General features: G+C 70.8%; 14 protein-coding genes. 5 read left to right on the top strand and 9 right to left on the bottom strand.

The annotated features are described in order from the left end of the window. Positions 1 to 19 precede the first annotated feature (19 nt). On the bottom strand, positions 20 to 1,684 hold the full coding sequence (locus tag ACQP2E_RS04480; RefSeq protein WP_433828604.1) for a GspE/PulE family protein: 1,665 nt from the start codon (positions 1,682 to 1,684) through the stop codon (positions 20 to 22). Between the two features lie 89 nt (positions 1,685 to 1,773). Continuing rightward, positions 1,774 to 2,730 carry a GlxA family transcriptional regulator gene (locus ACQP2E_RS04485; RefSeq protein ID WP_433828605.1) on the bottom strand — a complete coding sequence of 319 codons (957 nt, stop codon included), beginning with the start codon at positions 2,728 to 2,730 and terminating at the stop codon, positions 1,774 to 1,776. Between the two features lie 71 nt (positions 2,731 to 2,801). On the opposite strand from ACQP2E_RS04485, the gene ACQP2E_RS04490 reads away from it, so the two are divergent. Further along, the gene (locus tag ACQP2E_RS04490) at positions 2,802 to 4,082 is read left to right on the top strand and encodes an MFS transporter (protein WP_433828606.1); all 1,281 of its coding nucleotides are present in this window, start codon (positions 2,802 to 2,804) and stop codon (positions 4,080 to 4,082) included. Here ACQP2E_RS04490 and ACQP2E_RS04495 read toward each other — a convergent pair. Beyond that, positions 4,072 to 4,389, bottom strand: a complete 318-nt coding sequence (locus ACQP2E_RS04495) for an STAS domain-containing protein (protein ID WP_433828607.1) — start codon at positions 4,387 to 4,389, stop codon at positions 4,072 to 4,074. The two genes, ACQP2E_RS04490 and ACQP2E_RS04495, sit on opposite strands and share 11 nt — an antisense overlap. Positions 4,390 to 4,482: 93 nt before the next feature. Between ACQP2E_RS04495 and fxsT the strand changes: the two genes are divergently transcribed. Beyond that, the gene (gene fxsT, locus ACQP2E_RS04500) at positions 4,483 to 6,906 is read left to right on the top strand and encodes an FxSxx-COOH system tetratricopeptide repeat protein (protein ID WP_433828608.1); all 2,424 of its coding nucleotides are present in this window, start codon (positions 4,483 to 4,485) and stop codon (positions 6,904 to 6,906) included. Between the two features lie 80 nt (positions 6,907 to 6,986). On the opposite strand, the gene ACQP2E_RS04505 is transcribed toward fxsT, so the two are convergent. The 3 genes from ACQP2E_RS04505 to fxsA are packed head-to-tail and all read right to left on the bottom strand — an operon-like array spanning position 6,987 to position 10,335. Then, complete coding sequence (locus tag ACQP2E_RS04505) at positions 6,987 to 8,654, bottom strand: putative bifunctional diguanylate cyclase/phosphodiesterase (RefSeq protein WP_433828609.1); 1,668 nt, start codon at positions 8,652 to 8,654, stop codon at positions 6,987 to 6,989. A gap of 47 nt (positions 8,655 to 8,701) precedes the next feature. Further along, positions 8,702 to 10,147: an aKG-HExxH-type peptide beta-hydroxylase gene (locus ACQP2E_RS04510; protein ID WP_433828610.1), complete on the bottom strand. Its 1,446-nt coding sequence runs from the start codon at positions 10,145 to 10,147 to the stop codon at positions 8,702 to 8,704. Then, positions 10,147 to 10,335, bottom strand: coding sequence for an FxSxx-COOH cyclophane-containing RiPP peptide (fxsA, locus tag ACQP2E_RS04515; protein WP_433828611.1), 189 nt, complete (start codon positions 10,333 to 10,335; stop codon positions 10,147 to 10,149). The genes ACQP2E_RS04510 and fxsA overlap by 1 nt, the downstream gene beginning before the upstream one ends. 350 nt (positions 10,336 to 10,685) lie before the next feature. Between fxsA and ACQP2E_RS04520 the strand changes: the two genes are divergently transcribed. Next, positions 10,686 to 11,087, top strand: coding sequence for a hypothetical protein (locus ACQP2E_RS04520; RefSeq protein ID WP_433828612.1), 402 nt, complete (start codon positions 10,686 to 10,688; stop codon positions 11,085 to 11,087). Positions 11,088 to 11,110: 23 nt separating this feature from the next. Here ACQP2E_RS04520 and ACQP2E_RS04525 read toward each other — a convergent pair whose 3' ends face one another. Further along, positions 11,111 to 11,395 carry a DUF427 domain-containing protein gene (locus tag ACQP2E_RS04525; protein WP_111648271.1) on the bottom strand — a complete coding sequence of 95 codons (285 nt, stop codon included), beginning with the start codon at positions 11,393 to 11,395 and terminating at the stop codon, positions 11,111 to 11,113. A gap of 139 nt (positions 11,396 to 11,534) precedes the next feature. On the opposite strand from ACQP2E_RS04525, the gene ACQP2E_RS04530 reads away from it, so the two are divergent. Both ACQP2E_RS04530 and ACQP2E_RS04535 read left to right on the top strand, forming a co-directional pair. Then, positions 11,535 to 12,617 (top strand): hypothetical protein, encoded by a 1,083-nt coding sequence (locus ACQP2E_RS04530; protein WP_433828613.1) that lies wholly within the window; start codon positions 11,535 to 11,537, stop codon positions 12,615 to 12,617. Next, positions 12,614 to 14,110 (top strand): hypothetical protein, encoded by a 1,497-nt coding sequence (locus ACQP2E_RS04535; RefSeq protein ID WP_433828614.1) that lies wholly within the window; start codon positions 12,614 to 12,616, stop codon positions 14,108 to 14,110. Before ACQP2E_RS04530 ends, ACQP2E_RS04535 begins: the two co-directional genes overlap by 4 nt. A 476-nt stretch (positions 14,111 to 14,586) precedes the next feature. Here the strand turns inward: ACQP2E_RS04535 and ACQP2E_RS04540 are convergent, their stop codons facing one another. Both ACQP2E_RS04540 and ACQP2E_RS04545 read right to left on the bottom strand, forming a co-directional pair. After that, positions 14,587 to 16,389 (bottom strand): SpoIIE family protein phosphatase, encoded by a 1,803-nt coding sequence (locus tag ACQP2E_RS04540; protein WP_433828615.1) that lies wholly within the window; start codon positions 16,387 to 16,389, stop codon positions 14,587 to 14,589. Positions 16,390 to 16,518: 129 nt separating this feature from the next. Next, positions 16,519 to 17,355 (bottom strand): bifunctional DNA primase/polymerase, encoded by an 837-nt coding sequence (locus ACQP2E_RS04545; protein ID WP_433828616.1) that lies wholly within the window; start codon positions 17,353 to 17,355, stop codon positions 16,519 to 16,521. Positions 17,356 to 17,361: the final 6 nt, after the last annotated feature.

Consider the following 17,361-nt stretch of genomic DNA (forward strand, 5'->3'; position numbering starts at 1 on the left):
GGGATTTAGTAGCCGTGCGTCAGACGGCGATTCGGGACACCTCTCGAATCGAGGTGAGCCCACCGGCAGCCTTGGCCAGGCCGTCGGCGCGTAGTTCGTACATGCCTTGTTCGAGGGCCACCTCGCGGATCTCGCCGGCCGAGGCCCGCTTGATGGTCAGCGACTCGATCTCCGCGCTGATCGGCATGACCTCGTGCACCGCGATCCGGCCCTTGTAACCGGTGTTCGCGCAGTTGCGGCAGCCCACCGGCCGGTACAGCACCTGCGGGAACGCCAGGTCCTCCAGCGGCCAGTTGGCGCCGACGACCTCCTCCTCGGTCGGCGCGTACGCCTCCTTGCACCAGTCGCAGATCCGCCGGGCGAGCCGCTGTGCCAGCACGCAGTCCAGCGACGAGCCGACCAGGAACGGCTCGATGCCCATCTCGGTGAGCCGGGTGACCGCGCCGGGGGCGTCGTTGGTGTGCAGCGTGGAGAGCAGGAGGTGGCCGGTGAGCGCGGCCTCGACCGCGATCTGCGCGGTGGCATGGTCCCGGATCTCACCGATCAGCACCACGTCCGGGTCGGTACGCAGAATCGCCGGCAGCACCGCCGCGAAGGTAAGCCCGGCCTTGGCGTTGACCTGGACCTGGTTGACGCCGCGCAGCCGGTACTCGACCGGGTCCTCGACCGTGATCACGTTGACCTCCGGCCGACTGATCTTGCCGAGGGTGGCGTACAGGGTGGTGGATTTGCCGGAACCGGTCGGGCCGGTGACCAGGACCATGCCGTGCGGTTTGGTGAAGGACGCGCTGAACCGGTCCAGGTTGTGCTGGGTGAAGCCGAGTTTCGCCAGGTCGAGGTCGATGCCGCCGGTGTCCAGGACACGGAGCACGATCTTCTCGCCCCAGACCGTGGGCAGAGTCGCGGTACGCAGATCGACCGTCCGATCCCGGATGAGCGCGCTGATCCGGCCGTTCTGCGGCAGCCGCTTCTCGGTGATGTCGACGCCCGACATGATCTTGATACGGGACGTGAGGGCGGCCATCACGCCGCGCGGCACCACGTCCAGCTCGTGCAGCACGCCGTCGATCCGGTACCGCACCCGCATGTCGTCCTCGGTCGGCTCCAGATGCAGGTCGGAGGCGCGGTTCATGACGGCCTGCTCGATCAGGCTGTTCACGTACCGGACGATCGGGGCGTCGTCGGCGCTTGTCGCCTGGGCCGACATGCCCGAGGATTCCTCGGCGTCGTCGGCCAGGTCGGCGAGGTCGGCACCCTCGCGCTGGAGACGTTCGATGATCCGCCGTACCTCGCTGCGAGCCACCACGACCGGGCGGATGGTCATGCCGGTCGCCGCGCGTACGTCGTCGAGGGCCACCACGTCGGCCGGGTCGGTCACGCCGACGACCAGCTCGCCGTCGTTGATGGCGAGGCCGAGCACCCGGTGCCGGAGCACCACGGGCAACGGGATCCGCTTGAGCGCCGTCGGATCGGGGGTGAAACCGACCAGGTCCAGGGTGTTGATGCCGAACGCGGCGGCGGCCGCCTGGGTCAGCTGCTCCTCGGTGACCACCTGGTCGTTGATCAGGACAGCACGCACCGACCGCCCGCTGCGCTGCGCCTCGTCAGATGCCGCGTCGATCGCGTGAGCGTCGACACCGATCTGCTTGAGGGCATCGAGCAACGGGCGGAACGTCTGATCCATGGAGTCCTCAGCGGGCGCGGCGCAGGTCCTGTATCGGACCCATCGGGCGATCAGTCGTAAACCTGAGCCCAAGCCTGCAGGACGGAAACCTAGCCGGTGTGCCGGAATGTCCTCCGGTACGCCGAAGGCGCCACCCCGATCGTGGCGTGCAGATGCTGCCGGAGTGCGGTGGCGCTGCCCAGCCCGGCGCGCCGGGCGACCGCGTCGACGCCCAGGTCCGTCGATTCGAGCAGGATCCGTGCGTGCTCCACCCGCTGCCGCAGCAGCCACTGCCGGGGGCTGAGCCCGGTCTCGTCGCGGAACCGGCGGGTGAACGTGCGCACGCTCATCCTCGCGTGTCCCGCCATCTCCTCCAGGCTCACCGGCTCCGCCAGTCGCTCCAGCACCCAGGTGCGGGTCGCCTCGGTGCCGGCGCCGCCGGCGGCCGGCACCGGGCGCTCGATGAACTGCGCCTGCCCGCCGTCCCGCCACGGCGGCACGACGCAGCGGCGGGCCACCCGGTTCGCCACATCGGCGCCGTGATCGGTACGCACGATGTGCAGGCACAGGTCCACCCCGGCACCCACCCCGGCCGACGTCAGCACGTCGCCGTCATCAACAAAGAGCACGTCGAAGTCCCAGTTGACCTGCGGATAGAGCCCGCCAATCCGCTTTGCCCAGGCCCAGTGGGTCGCGGCCGGCCGCCCGTCGAGCAGCCCGGCGGCAGCCAGCACCGAGGCGGCCGTGCAGATCGACACGATCCGGGCGCCGCGCGCGACGGCGGCCAGGAGCGTGTCCCGCACGTCGGAAGGCAGCGTCCCGTCGGTGACCGGCCCGCCGCTATGGATCCCGGGGACGATCACCGTGTCGGCGCGGGCCAGTTCGTCCAGCCCGAAGGCGGGGGTCACGGTGAACCCTGCCTCGGTCAGCACCGGTCCGGCGCCGCAGACCACGACCTCGTACAAATGGTTGCCCGCCTCGTCCCGGGCCGTACCAAAAACTTGAGGAATCACGCCTAGGTCGAACGGGACCACACCGTCACACACCAGAACGCCAACAACATGCATGGCTTGATTCTTGCGTATCATGGCCTCCGGGCCACTCGTCTCTTCCGCCGCGAAGAAGCAGGATCTGTGTCGTGAGACGAATCCATCCCGCCTGGGCCGTGGCCGCGGTGACCTTCATCGCGCTGATCGGCGCCGCCGGCTTCCGCGCCACCCCGTCGGTCCTGTTGCAGCCGCTGCACGACGAGTTCGGCTGGTCGCTCGGCACCATCTCGGCCGCCGTGTCGGTGAACCTGCTGCTCTACGGCCTGACCGCGCCGTTCGCCGCGGCCCTGATGGACAAGTTCGGCATCCGCCGGGTCGCGATGGCCGCGCTGTTCCTGGTCTCGCTGGGTTCCTTCCTGACCCTGTGGATGTCGCAGAGCTGGCAGCTCATCCTCTGCTGGGGCGTCCTGGTCGGCCTCGGCACCGGGTCGCTCGCCCTCGGGTTCGTCGCCACCATCACCGGCCGCTGGTTCGTGAAGCACCGCGGCCTGGTCACCGGCGTGCTCACGGCGGGCGGCGCCACCGGCAACCTGATCTTCCTGCCGGTGCTCTCCCGGGTCTCCGAGTCGAACGGGTGGCGGACCGCGGCACTCACCGTGTCAGTGGCCGCGCTTCTGGTCGTACCCCTGATCTTCTGGCGGTTGCGGGACCACCCGGCGGACCTTGGGGTGACCGCCCTGGGAGCCACCGGCGACGCCGCCCCAAAGCCGGCCCGGAACACCGGCGGTGCCGCCCGCAACGCACTGCGCGGTCTGCGTGATGCCGCGAAGACCCGGGCGTTCTGGCTGCTCGCCGGTGGGTTCGCGATCTGTGGGGCGACCACCAACGGTCTGGTCGGCACGCATTTCATCCCGGCGGCGCACGACCACGGGATGCCGCAGACCACGGCGGCGAGCCTGCTGGCGCTCGTCGGACTCTTCGACATCGCCGGCACCATCGCCTCCGGCTGGCTGACCGACCGGGTGGACAGCCGGATCCTGCTCGGCGGTTATTACTTCCTGCGCGGGCTGTCGCTGCTGGTGCTGCCGTCCATCCTGGCCGCCACCGCGCATCCGAGCATGCTGGTGTTCATCCTCTTTTACGGCCTGGACTGGGTGGCCACCGTGCCGCCGACCGTCACGCTGTGCCGGGAGTACTTCGGCGCGGCCGGTCCGATCGTCTTCGGCTGGGTCTTCGCCTCGCACCAGTTCGGCGCGGCGATCGCCGCGACCGCCGCCGGCCTGGTCCGCGACCAGCTCGGCACGTACACGGCCGCTTGGTACGGCGCCGGCGCGCTTGCCATCGCAGCCTCGGTCCTGAGTTTGATGCTCTTCGCGGGAAAGAAAATCAAGACGATGTCACCTGAGCTCGGCATCGCGCTCAAGGCGTGACCTGGACGACCTCCAGCAGGCCGCTCAGCACCAGGATCTGCCGGACGTTGTTGCTCGGCCGGGTGAGCCGGAACTCGATCGCCTTGTCCCGGGCGCGCTGAAATCCGGAGATCAGCGCGCCCAGCCCGGTCGAATCGATGAATGCGACACCGGCCATGTCCACCACGATCTCCTGCGGACGGCTCGCCACCGCCTCGCCCAGGATGACCCGAAGCTGCTCCACGGTCAGGATGTCGATCTCGCCCTGCAGCGACACGGTCGCCGTGCCATCGACGACATCCAGGCTCGTCACGATCTCATCGGTCACGGGTGGACCTTCCGTTCCGGGCGGGTGCCCGCTTTGCGTTGGCGGGTGTTCCACGTACGGTAATCGGCATCACCAACACGTGAGGAGCACAGTGTGCCGATCCGTGGCGGTCTGCCGCCGCGCAACCCCCGCTTCGTCGGCCGGGAGGAGTTGCTGACCCGGGTGCGTGGCCTGCTCGGCAACGGTCCGGTGGTGTTGCTGCCGAGCCCGGACCATCAACTCGGCGGAACTGGGCGTACCCAGTTGGCTGTGGAGTATGCCTACCGGCACGCCGACAGTTACGACCTGGTCTGGTGGATCCCCGCCGAGCAGAACGCCGGGATGCGCGCCGCCCTCGCCGGCCTGGCGCAGCAGCTGGGTGTTCCCGAGGCCCGTGATCTCAACCGGACGCTCGGCGCTGTCCGCGATGCGCTGAGCCGCGGGGAGCCGTACCGCAACTGGCTTGTCGTCTTCGAGAACGCGAACCGGCCCGAGGACATCATGCCGTACCTGCCGAGCGGGGCCGGGCATGTGCTGGTGACCAGCCGCAACCCGCGCTGGACCGCCGAGGTGGCGCAGGCCATGCCGGTGCCGATCTTCGACCGGTCGGACAGTGTGGACCTGCTGCGGGCCCGGGCGCCGGAACTGTCCGCGGACGATGCCGACCTGCTGGCGTCCCATCTGGACGATGTGCCGATGGCACTCGACCTGGCCTCGGCTGTTCGCGACGCGACGGGCTGGCCGCTCGCCGATTACCTGCGAAGGTACGACGAACGCGCCGCCGAGCTGGCCTTCCCCACCCCGATCCGGGTCGCCTGGGGGCTGGCCGCCGAGGCGCTTGGCGAGAACGCGCCGGCCGACCGGGTCCTGCTGGAACTCTGCACGTTCCTGGCCAGCGCACCGATCTCGTGGCGGCTGCTCTGGGCGGCACGCACCCTGCCGCTGGAGGGCGAGCTGTCCCGGACGGTCCGGGTCGAGCGTCGGCTGCGTGCCGCGATGCGCCGGATCGGCCGGTACGGTCTGGCCGATCTCGATCCGGCCGGCGAGAACCTCACCGTGCACCCGCTGGTCCGGGGCATGCTCGGCCAGGAACTCAGCTCGGAGCGGCACGCGGCGCTGCTGCGTACGGTCCGGGGCATGCTGGCCGCGGCCGACCCGGGTGACCCGGACAACCCGGCCGGCTGGTACCGGTACGCCGAACTGGCCCCGCACCTGATCCACTCCGACCTGCTGGGCGGCGACGCCGAGGAGGTACGCCAGCTTGTCATCAACTGCATCCGGTTCCACTTCGCCCGGGGTGACTACGACTCCAGCCGTGACCTGGCGAGCTCGGCGGTGGCCCGCTGGCGCGACGGGCTTGGCGAGACGTCCGAGCAGACCCTGCTGGCCGCTTTCCACCTGGCGAACGCGTTGCGAGCGGTGGGCCGCACGGCGGACGCCCGCAATCTGAACCTGCAGACGTTGCGTACCCAGCGGGAGGTTTTCGGCGCCGACGACGAGGCGACGCTTGCCACCGCGAACAGCGTCGGCGGCGACCTGCGGATGCAGGGCCACTTCGGGCAGGCCCGGCAGCTCGACGCGGACAACCTGGTGCGGTACCGGCGGCTGTTCGGCGAGAGTTTCCCGACCGCGCTGCGCTGCGCCAACAACCTGGCGGCCGATCTGCGGCTGCTCGGCGACTTCCGGGGTGCCCGGGCGCTCGACGAGCAGACCCTGCGGCACCGCCAGGCGATCTTTGTGGACGGCCACCCGGAGACGCTGTCGTCGCGTACTGGTCTCGCCTTCGACCTGTACGGCCTCGGCGATTACGCCGGCGCGGCCGAGCTGCTCGCCGGTGAGCCGGCCGGCCGGGTGCCGGCCGACCACCCGTTCGCGCTCTGGGCCGGCCGGTTCGCCGCGATGGCGGCCCGCCGCCGGGGTGAGCCGGAGGCCCGCGAGCTGGCCGCGGCGAACTTCGCGGCCTGTCGGCAGCGGTTCGGCGATCTGAGCGTTGACACGCTCGCGGCCGGGGTCTCGCTGGCACACTGCGCCCGCGCCGACGGTGATCTCGCCGGAGCGCACGAGCTGCTGGAACGCGCCGTGATCCGCTATCACGCGGTGCTCGGTGACGAGCACCCGTTCACCCTGGCCGCCTCGGCCGGGCTGGCCGCCGTGGTCCGCGCCGGCGGCCGGTACGCCGAAGCCCGCACCATCGACCAGGAGGTGCTCGGTGGCCTGCGCCGCAGTGTCGGCGCTGACCACCCGTTCACGCTGAGCTGCGCGAACGGTCTGGCCGGCGATCTGGCCGCGGTGGGTGAGGCACAACCGGCCCGCGAGCTGGCGGCCGACACGCTACGCCGGTCCCGGGCGGTTCGCGGCCCGGACCACCCGGACACGGTGGCCTGCGCGTGGAACCTGGCGCTCGGCGACAGCGACGATGCGTCCCAGCAGCAGGCCCTGGACGAGCTGCGGAAAGTGTTCGGCGACGGCCATCCGGTGTTCCGGAGGACCGCCGCCGGCGAGCGGCTGGAGACCGATATCGATCTCCCGCCCCTCTGAGCCGAACCCGCCCGATCTTGTTGAATTCCCCGGCACGGGTGCGGCGAACTCAACAAGATCGATGAGGGAGGCAGCGCGGGTCAGGCTGTCAGTGGCAGCGTGGCCTGCCGGTCCAGCAACTCGGTCACCTCACCGGCCGGCATCGGCCGGGCGAAGTGGTAACCCTGCGCCCGCCCCGCACCCAGCTCCCGCAGCCACGTCGCGGTCGCCGCGTCTTCGACACCCTCGGCGACCGGCGCCAGGTTGAAGGTCCGGGCGATGTGCAGCACGGCCTCGGCCACCGACGCCCCGCCGCTGGCCGGCATGGCCTGCACGAACGAGCGGTCGATCTTGACGACGTCCACGGGCAGCGTGCTGAGGTGGCTCAGCGAGGAGAACCCGGTGCCGAAGTCGTCGAGGGCGAGCCGGACTCCGAGCGCCTTGAGCGCGCCGAGCACCCGCGCCGACTCCTCCAGGTCGGTGAGCGCCACCGACTCGGTGAGTTCGAGGACCAGGTCCTGCGGGGGCAGGCCGGTCCGGTCGAGGACCGCCTGCACCTCCTCGATCAGCCGCGGGTTGCCCAGCTGGGACGCGGACAGGTTCACGTTGAGCTCGAATCCGGGGAACCGGTTCTGCCAGGTGATCGCCTGCCGGCAGGATTCCTCCAGGACCCAGCCGCCGATCCGGGGGAGCAGGCCGAGGGACTCGGCGAGGTCGAGGAACTGGGCCGGTGCCATCAGGCCGTGCTCCGGGTGCCGCCAGCGGATCAGGGCCTCCACGCCGACGGTCTGCTCGCCGCCGTCCAGGTCGACGATCGGCTGGTAGTAGACCTCGAACTCGCCGGCGTCCAGACCGCGCATCAGGTCGGCCTCGGCGCGGCGGCGGGTCTCGGCCGCGGCGAAGAGCACCGGGTCGAACCGGCGGGCCAGGCCGCCGCCCTCCTGCTTGGCCCGGTACAGCGCCTGGTCGGCGCGGCCCAGCACGGAGTCCAGCCGGTCGCCGTCGCGGGCCACTGCCACACCGGCGCTGACCCGGACGCTCATCGGGATGCCGGCCACGCTGAGCGGCCGGTGCAGCTCGGCCAGGACGCGCTCGGCGACAGCGAGAGCCGCCTGCTCGTCCTCGATGCCGGGCAGCAGCACCGCGAACTCGTCGCCGTCGAGCCGGGCGACAGTGTCACCGGCGCGGACGTTCACCGCGAGCCGGTCGGCGGCGGCACGCAGCAGATCGTCGCCGATCGCGTGCCCGTGGAAGTCGTTGATGTCCTTGAACCCGTCCAGGTCCACGATGATCACCGCGGTCTGGCCGCGGGTCGGCTCGTCGATCACGCCCTCGGCGTACTCCAGGAACATCGCCCGGTTGCCGAGCCCGGTCAGCGGGTCGCGGAACGCCTGCTGGGAGAGCAGGCTCTGCTGCCGGTTCAGGTCGGTCTCGACGCCACGGCCGAGCACCTCCCGGACCAGCACCGCCACCGCGATCAGCAGCACCAGCCAGATCGCGGCCGGCGCCAGCTCGGTGTTCAGATGCCGGAACCCGGCGGCGAGCAGCGCCGCGGCGGTCACCGCATGACGCAGCATCGGCCGGCCGCCGTCGAGCAGCAGCACGGCGAGGCCGAGACAGAGCGCCGCGAGCAGCGGCACGATCCGCCCGTCACCCATGCCGGGCTGCTGCGGTCCGGCAGCCGGCCAGGCGAGCAGCACGAGCGACGCGATGACGACGGTGTCGTCGACACCGAGCCGTACCCGATCCAAGAGAACGTTGCGAGCCACGATCCACCTCCGGCGAGTCAGATCGGTTCGCGAACCGTTCAGATGAGTCATCCGGAGAGCCAATCGGCGAGCGCGTCCACCGGAGCCTCCGGCGCGGCCATCGCGGCGGCCTTCACCACCTCCGGACGGGAGCGCAAGGCCGGGCGCGGGGAGACCAGGGCGAGGCCCGCCCAGGTCAGATCCCGGTCACGCTCTTTTTCCAGGCCCATTTCGTACGCACGAAGCGCAGCGCCGTCATCTCCCCGCACACAGGCGGCATCGCCGTCCGCCGCGAACCCGTTCTGCCCGGCGTCCTGGCCCTTGATCAGCGAGCGGACGAGACGCAGCCGGGGGCTGTTCTCCAGCGCCCGGCCGGTGCCCGGCGCCAGGACCGAGGTGACGGCCGGCGGCGGGCGGCCTTCACGCCAGGCGGCCGCCAGCCCGGCCGCGTCCTCCGGCGCGACGGTCAGGTTCCGCAGGCGCCAGCGCAGCCGGTGGTCGGTGCGGGCCAGCGTGGCCAGGCGCTCGATCTCCTCATCAACCGGTTCGCCGAGCCATTGCTGCACCTCGTCGAGCAACGCGGTCACGAAGCGGGTGCCGGCCTCGGTCAGCTCCCCGCCGTTGAGCAGCCGATCGGCTGCCTCGGCCACCGCGACCCGCCAGCGCGCGAACTCGAACTCGGCCCCGCTGCTGCTGTTTGTGCCGCCGCTGGCTCGTTCAGCACGCCAGAACCGGGTCACGGCCAGATAGGCATAGGTGCCGTGCAGCACGCCGGACGCGGGCCTCGGGTCGTCGCGCCAGGGCGAATATCCCGGGCCGCCACCCGGGTGGACCAGATCGAAGAGCAGGTTCGTGGCGTTCAGCACGCTGTGCTGGGTCTCGTGCAGCAGGCCCACGGCGAGCGCGGCCGCATCCGCCGGCGAGGACATGGCGACCGCGCCGAACGCCTCGGACGAGGTGGCGCTGATGCCCTCGGCCGCCGGGTCGGGCCGGACCGGCACGATCACCTTCAGCACGGCGGCGAGCATCTCGGCGGCCGGGCGGTGCCGGTTCACCAGGATCTCCCAGGCCCCGTCGAGGCAGCGTTGCCAGTGGTCGCGTTCGGCGGTGGTGAGCGGCGCGGCGGGCGGGAGACCGAATCCGTGTCGTACGGAGCTGGAGTCCTCTACGCGTACCCTCAGGGATTGATCTTGGGCAGTGGCGGTGAGTGGACGTCCTGGCTGGGGAAGGTCGTGGCCTGTTGCCTCGTCGCCGGCGCGCAGCGCTTGAGCGGCCCAGAGAGCGGTCATCGGGTCGGCGATCAGCCGATTTGCCTCGTCGGGAGTGGCGGAGGTGAGGCGGGAGTACCACGCGGGGGTGTGCGGGCGGCGGCGGCAGATCTCGCGCAGCAGCAGCAGGGTGCGGCTGAGCTGGGCGCGCCGGAGCGTTTCGAGGGTGCCCGGATCCGGTCGGCCGGCACCGAGAGCGGCGAAAGCGGTGTCACTGAGCAGAAAGGCCTGGGGCTGTGATCGCATCAGATCGCCGAGTTGAAGCCGGCGATCGGCTCACCCTGCCGATCCAGCTCGTCGGTGACACGGCGCAGCGCGAGAGTCAGGGCTGAGCCGTCCTCCTCGACGAGTTCCGCCAGGGTGGCCCCGGAAATGTCGATCATCACTGATCGCCACTCCTCCGGCGTCTCCCCGCCGTCCTGGCCTGCGTCCACGGGCCTTCTCCTCCGGTGCTGCCTCGGTGTCGGTCGATGCGTTGCCGCAAGGTTACGGCGGTCGTCGGGTCGGGTGACCGGCGGGAGTCACTACCGTGGGTGCTCGCACAGGGTTGCGTCGCCGTGATCTCATGGGACAACACGACCGCAAGCGGTAACGGAGGGCGAAATCGTGCTGGGTGTCGAGCCAGGCGCCGAAAGTGGCGTACCCCAGGCCCAGGGTGCGGCCGCTCCATCGGCGGACCAGGATGGTGCGGACGAGCCGGTCATGCCGGCGCCGCCGTTCCCCACCTTTCAGAACACCCCTACGTTGCCGCACCAGTCGCCGGGCAACGGATTCGAGAGCGGACGTGACAGTCGTGCCAGGTGAACCCACTCCGTCGCTGCCCCGCCGGGGCCCGGCGCCGCCGGTGGACCAGATGAACAACGCGGAGCTGGCGAGGATGGTCGAGGCCGAGCATCCGTACCGGGGTAAGGCGCTCTTCGAGCTCTGCGACCGGGTGCCGACCGACGACGATGCGGCGACCAAGATCGGGATGCTGTCCCGGCTCGACTCGCTGCGCCGGGCGCGGCTCTTCGACCGGGTTTCGCTGGCCTGGTCGGCGATCATCGCGCTGCTGGCGGCGGAGACCGGGCACGCGCGGGACGAGGCGTACGCGGCTTTTGCGGCGCTGGACCCGGAGGAACAGCGGGACATGCTGGATTACCTGGAGGTCAGTGCGATCGAGGAGGCCCACCCCCGCATCACGTGAGCGGGCCCCCGGTTCAGGTTTTCTTACGCTTCGACGTGGACGTCTTTCCGGAACGCGACACGGTCACGCACCGCTGAGGCGTCCGGTTTGGGGTCGGGGTAGTACCAGGCGGCATCCGGCGCTGTGTTCCCGTTGGCTTGGAGGGAGTAGTAGGACGCCTTGCCCTTCCATAGGCAGACGCTGTGCGTCTCCGACGGGACGAGCACGTCCTCACGCACGCTGGTGAGGGGGAAGTACGTATTGCCCTCGACAACCACCGTGTCGTCGCTTTCCGCGATCACTTCGTCGTTCCAGATAGCCTTCGGCATTCCTCGAACGTAGCGCGCCGTGGCATTTGTGTCCGATACGTGCGTTTTATTCACCTCTCGTGGGTGAAACGTAGGAAAACACGCGTGTGAAGATCTACAGTTGGTCCCCCGTTTCTGCTGTGGCTTTGGGGTGCGTTTGATGGACGACCGGCTCAACCAGCTGCGCGGGCCCGCGAAGGCCAAGCGGCACAACGCGCGGACGATCGCCGCGCTCACCGGCAACCCGGGCTGCTCCCGCCGGGCCGTCCTGGACGCCGCCGGGGTCGACAAGGTGAAACTCAGCGAGCAGCTCGGCTTCCCCGGCAGCTTCGGCCAGTCCCGGTTCGCGCTGTCCCGGGGCAACGCGTTCGAGGCAATGCTGAAAGCCGACGACTGCGAGCTGCTGCGATCGGTGCTCGGCGCCTCCTCCGCGCTGGCTTACCAGGATCTTGGATCTTCGTCGGTCGACGACCGCCACGCGCAGACCGTCAAGGCGATCGCCGGCGCGCGGGCCGCGCTGATCGACCACCCGCTGCTCACCCTCGACGTGGCCGGCCAGACCGTCTACCTGGAACCCGACCTGGTCGCGTACGCGAACCACGGCCGCCTCCAGGTCGTCGAGATCAAGTCGTTCGCGATCATCGACGACCAGGCCGAGAGCGCCAAGGTCTCGGCTGCCGCGGTGCAGGCCGCTGTCTACGTGCTGGCGCTCCGGGAACTGCTCGGCCGGCTCGGCCAGGACCCGATGCTGGTCAGCCACGAGGTCGTGCTGGTCTGCCCGGAGAACTTCTCGCTCAACCCGAAAGCGGTCGTGCTCGACGTCCGCAAGCAGCTCTCCACGCTGCGCCGCCAGCTCTCCCGGCTGTCCTCGGTGTCGTCGCTGATCGCCGAGCTGCCGGACTTCGTGAGTTTCGACGTGACCCTGGAGCCGGCCGCTCTCGTCGAGGCGCTCGGGCACATCGAGCCTCGGTACGCGCCGGAGTGTCTGTCGGCGTGCGAGCTGTCGGTCTACTGCCGGCACGAGGCGTCCGGAGGGACGGCTGTGCTCGGGCGCAGTGTCCGGGAGGCGCTGGGCGGGATCGAGAGCGTGGACGAGGTGCTGGCGCTGGCGGAGGGACGTCAGACGCCTTCCGAGGACCAGGCGGAGTCGGCGGCGCTGTTGCAGGCCGCGCTGAAGCTGCGTAATGAGGCGCTTTCTTCTTCTTCTTCTTCTTCTTTTTCTTCTTCGCCGGCTGCTGAGTGAGCACGCTTACCGCGCTGGCCCGCGCGCAGGCCCTTGCGGCCGGGCGGGCTCAACCGATCGCCACCGTGCGGCACCTGCATGTCCAGGACCACCCGCTGGTGCTCATTCCGCTCGCCATGGCCGGTGAGGCGAACGCGCCGCTCGCCGCCATGGTCGGAGTTTCCCCGGACAAGCCGCGCCTGCTCGTGGTGAGTCAGCCGCGTGACCGGGACCTGCGGTTCGCCTTCTTCGCTGACCTTGCCGAGGAGCTTCTTCCGTACCTGGAGAGCTTCGCGACCGAGAGCGAGGACGTCCCTATCGACCGCGGCAAGGACGTCCGCCAGCGCTATCTGGACGCGCCGCAGATCTGGGTGCCCAACTCGGGCGGCATCGACTTCCTGCGGATGCTCGGTCGCTCCACCCGATTCCGTACGGTCGACGGTGAATACCCGGTGCCCGCCGGAGTGCCGCTGCTCGGCCGCTGGCTCACGTTCCTCGCCGGGACGGCCGAGATTCCCGGCTCGTCGTTGCTGCTCAACGCGGTGCAGGCGCTCGGCCTGCACTGGGCGACCGGGCAGAGCGGCACCGAGGACGCCCAGTTCGGCACCCAGCTCGCCTGGATCGAGTCCGGAGCGGCCGAGGCCCGCGAAGCGGAGAACGGACCGGTCGCCGGGCCGGCCACCGACCCGGAGTTCGACAACAAGGTCCTGGCCCCGCTGATCGAGCGGTCCGCGCCCGAGCTGCCCGACATCCTGCAAGAGCTGCTGCTGCCGACCTGGGACCGGATGTGGCGCGCCCTGAACCTGCTGCGCGGGCTGCCGGCTGGCGAGCGGGTGTCGCTGCGCTGGGACTCCGACCGGGACGCCTACACGGCGTTCACTCAATACATCGCCGAAGGTGGCGCACCACAGCCCCGCCGGGACGGGGCGGTCGCCGCAGCGGCCCGGCTGCAGCGCCTGGAGAACGCCGCCTCCCGGTACGCCGTGCAGCGCGCCTTCGACGACCCACTGGTCCTCGCCGAATATCGCCTCAGCGGCGCGGCCTTCGCGGGCGTCGTCACCCTCGCCAACCCGAACCGGGTCGACGACAGCGGCAAACGGCCGGTCCTGCGCCCCCGGATCATGGTGCACACCACGGAACCCGTACGCATGGAGCCCGGAACCTCACTCACCTCCCCGTCCCGGACCGCGCAGAAGGCTCGGGTGGTCTCGGTGACGCCGGCCGGCGACGGGGTGGACGTGCTGCTGGAGCTCTCCGGCGGGATGGGACGCAAGCTGGTGGCCGAGCCGGGCAGCGTGCCCGAGGTGGGCGAACGGCTGATCCTGACCACGCTGAGCGAGGCCTTCCGCCCAGGCGGCACCTTCCCCGAACCGGCGGAGACCCCCTGGACCCACGGCGGCCCCCCGATCCCCACCCTCGAACCCGCTGCGCCGGCCGCACCCGCTGCGCCGGCCGCACCTGGCGCGGAGGCTCACCAACCTGATGCGCGGCCTCCCCAACCTGGCGTGATCTAGGCGAGCTCGGGCGCGAGGTCCCAGCAGGTGGTTTCCGGAGCTGTGTCGGTCTTGAGTGCAACACCCACTGCGGGTGTAGCCACACCCACAATGGGTGTTGAGGCTATATCCGTTTCCAAGATCTGCCCGTGATATTCCCTGATGGCCGCGAGCACGACACGCATAGCGACGAACAGGTCGCCGGCACCCCGCGCCTCGCCGCCCGGCGGGTGGCGCCGCCGCAGCCCCGCTGCGTGTCGAGTTGGGGTGCGATGCTGAATAGTGCGATGCGAACCTGAAGTCGACACGAGCAGCCGTTTCCCGGTGTGCGTGTCGAGAATGGGTGCGGATCGAACCCTAAATCAACACGCGGCGGGGGGTGGTCGTGCGGTTGTGGACCGTGGGCTCTGCTCCGGCGGCGGAGGTTGCTCGTGATCGGCTGGGCCTGTCCGCCAAGGCCTGATAAATCCGGATCGGTCGGCTATGGCTGCGCTTTTTCAGGTGAGGTTGACCAGTAGCAGGGCTATGTCGTCGTTGCCGGGTGGGGCCGCCGCCAGCAGCCGCTCGCACAGCTCGTCGGGAGTGCTGGTGGCGTTGGCGCGCAGCACCTCGGAGATCGTCGCGACGCCGTCGTCGAAGAGGCGCTGGCGATTTTCCACCAGGCCGTCGGTGTAGAGCACCAGCGTCGACCCGGCCGGGACGAACCGGCGGCTCGTGCTCCGCGGCTCTTTCGGCGGCAGGCCCAGCAGCGGCTCCGGCGGCACCCACCAGGCCTGCACGGTCCCGTCCGGCAGCAGGACCAGCGGCGGCGGATGCCCGGCACTCGCGAAACACACCGCCCAGCCCGCCCAGGATCGGCTCACCCGGGCCAGCACCGCGGTGGCCGCACCCGGCACGTGCAGGCCGTGCAGCGCCTGGTCCAGCGCGGAGAGCAGGTCCCCCGGCTCCTCGTTCCGCCCGTACGCGTTCCCGCGCACCAGGTTGCGCATCTGGCCCATCGTGGCGGCCGCCTCGATGTCGTGGCCGGCCACGTCACCGACCGCGACCATGACGCTGCCGTCGGGCTGGGCGAACGCGTCGTACCAGTCGCCGCCGACGGCCGCGCCGTCCTGGGCCGGCACGTAACGCGCGTGCAGGCCGATGCCCTCGATGCTCGGCAGCTCGGTGAGCAGGCTGCGCTGCAGCACCTCGGCCATGTGCCGCTGCTCGCGGTAAAGGCGGCTGTTCTCCACGGCCAGCCCGGCCCGGCGGCCGATCTCGGCGGCGGTGCGTTCCTCGGCGGCGGTGAAGGCTGACCGCTCCGGATGCTTCACCAGCAGCACCGCGCCGAGCGTCTCCCGCCGCACCGGCGAGGTGATCGGCACCAGCAGCGACGCGCCGAACCCGGCCCGTGCGGTGATCTCGGCCAGCTCGGTGTCGTGCAGCCGGCTCTGCAGATCGGCGGCGCCGTCCGGAGTGCGCAGCGAGCGGGTCCGGCGTACCGCTTTGACCATGGCACGCAGGTCGGCGCGGGATTGGACGCCCAGCTCGCCGAGGCGGGCCATGTCGGCGGCGCGCTCCGGGAGGCGGTGCGCGGCCGACACGTACGCGGAACCGCGCGGCTCGTCCGCGATGGTCACGACGCACCAGTCGGCGAGCCGGGCCGTGACGACGCTGCCGAGCCGCCGCATGGCCTCCTCGACATCCATCGTGGCGGCCAGCGACTCGGTCAGCTCGGCGAGCACCTCGAGCTGCTGATGCGCGGACTCGGCGGCGGCCCGGGCTTCGTCAGCGGCGGCCCGGGAGATCCGCAGGCAGACCTCCGACGAGCAGACCTCGGCCAGCTCGCTGATCAGGGTGATCTCGCTCGGTGTCCAGGCCCGGGGCTCCTGGTCGATCGCGCAGAGTGTGCCGACGATCTGCCCGTCCGGGCCGGTGATGGGCGCTCCTACGTACGCCACCGCGCCGATCTCCTGGATCGACGGATTGTCCCGGGTCCTGGGATCGGCCCGCGCGTCCGGAATCGACAGCAGCTCGCCGGCCACCACCACGTGCTGGCTGAACGAATGGGTCAGCGGCATCTCGCGGCTCGTGGCGAGCGGCTCCGGAACGCCGACCTGACCGACCAGGTGCTGCCGCTCGGCGTCAACGAGGCAGACCGCGCCCATCGGTGCGTCGACCAGTTTGTTCACGAGCATGGCGAGTCTGTCGAACGCCTCGTCCGGGTGCGGGCCGCCCATGATCCGGCGGACCGACAGCAGGCGTGCCGGGTCCGCGAGCACACCGCGCCCGGCGTCGCCGATCACTTCCTCGTGCAGCACATCGCCCCCCGGTCCGTTCCGCCAGGTTACCGGCGGTGCCCGGGTGCGGGCTCCTCCGGAGCTGACCCGATCATCCGTTTCACCCCTGCCCGAACGGCCACCCCCACACGGATGTCAACCCCCACGCGGTCAGGCCGCGTCTCGGCCGATGCCTTCGAACGGTTGCCGGATGCCGGCCGTCAGCCCGGATCGCAGCGTCCCCCGGATCTCGGCATGGCTCAGCCCCGCCCACAGCGCCGCCGCGGTCAGGGCGTGCCGCACCGTCGTGGCATCCAGCAGCCCGGCGCCGACGAGCCGGCCGAGCATGAACGCGGACCGGTTCAGCGTGTCGTTACGGGTGCCGACCGGGGCGTGTGCCACTTTGTCGGACTCGGATTCGAGGGCCGTTTCCGCGTACCGAATGGGGTGGATGACCCGGCGCCCAGCTGGCGGCGGCGCGGGGCCCTCGATGAGCGTGAGCAATGCGGGTGGGCCGGCCGGAAGGCCGGATGTCGGTCGGCGGATCCAGCTGTAGTCGACGCCGCTGGCGTGCCGCGACGGCGGGGCCAGGACGTAACCGCCGGCGCCGCGCCAATCGAGGCCGGGCAGCAGGCCGACCCGGTTGCCGAAACCGGTCGGGCGGAACCAGAGGTGGCGGCCGCCCCGCCCGGTGCGCACCTGCGGGCCGGCCGGGACATCGTCGCGCAGAAGGTGGCGAAGCCCGTGCCAGCCCTCCGCCGAGTCGACGTCGGCGACATCCATCATCACGCCGGTGCGCAGGCCGACGTTGGCACGCGGCCAACGCGTCCACCAGAGCCGGATCTGGTCGGTCTCGGTGGAGGCGTCGGTCACGCCGTGGCGGAGCAGGGGATGTTTGCCGGGACGGTCGCATCGCACTCCTCTGTCGCACGAACAAGTGCCACCCGGGTCAGGCGCGTGCACCGGCAGGACCGGGATGCCGTGCCGGGCGTACGAAAGGGCAGCCATGAGCGA

The sequence above is a fragment of the Actinoplanes sp. CA-015351 genome, from assembly GCF_050955685.1.
Classification (GTDB): Bacteria; Actinomycetota; Actinomycetes; order Mycobacteriales; family Micromonosporaceae; genus Actinoplanes.

Bases quoted from the DNA above. Each gene is read 5' to 3' on its own strand.
- ACQP2E_RS04480 (WP_433828604.1), bottom strand. From the start codon at position 1,684: ATGGATCAGACGTTCCGCCCGTTGCTCGATGCCCTCAAGCAGATCGGT.
- ACQP2E_RS04485 (WP_433828605.1), bottom strand. From the start codon at position 2,730: ATGCATGTTGTTGGCGTTCTGGTGTGTGACGGTGTGGTCCCGTTCGAC.
- ACQP2E_RS04510 (WP_433828610.1), bottom strand. From the start codon at position 10,147: ATGCGATCACAGCCCCAGGCCTTTCTGCTCAGTGACACCGCTTTCGCC.
- ACQP2E_RS04525 (WP_111648271.1), bottom strand. From the start codon at position 11,395: ATGCCGAAGGCTATCTGGAACGACGAAGTGATCGCGGAAAGCGACGAC.
- ACQP2E_RS04530 (WP_433828613.1), top strand. From the start codon at position 11,535: ATGGACGACCGGCTCAACCAGCTGCGCGGGCCCGCGAAGGCCAAGCGG.
- ACQP2E_RS04545 (WP_433828616.1), bottom strand. From the start codon at position 17,355: ATGGCTGCCCTTTCGTACGCCCGGCACGGCATCCCGGTCCTGCCGGTG.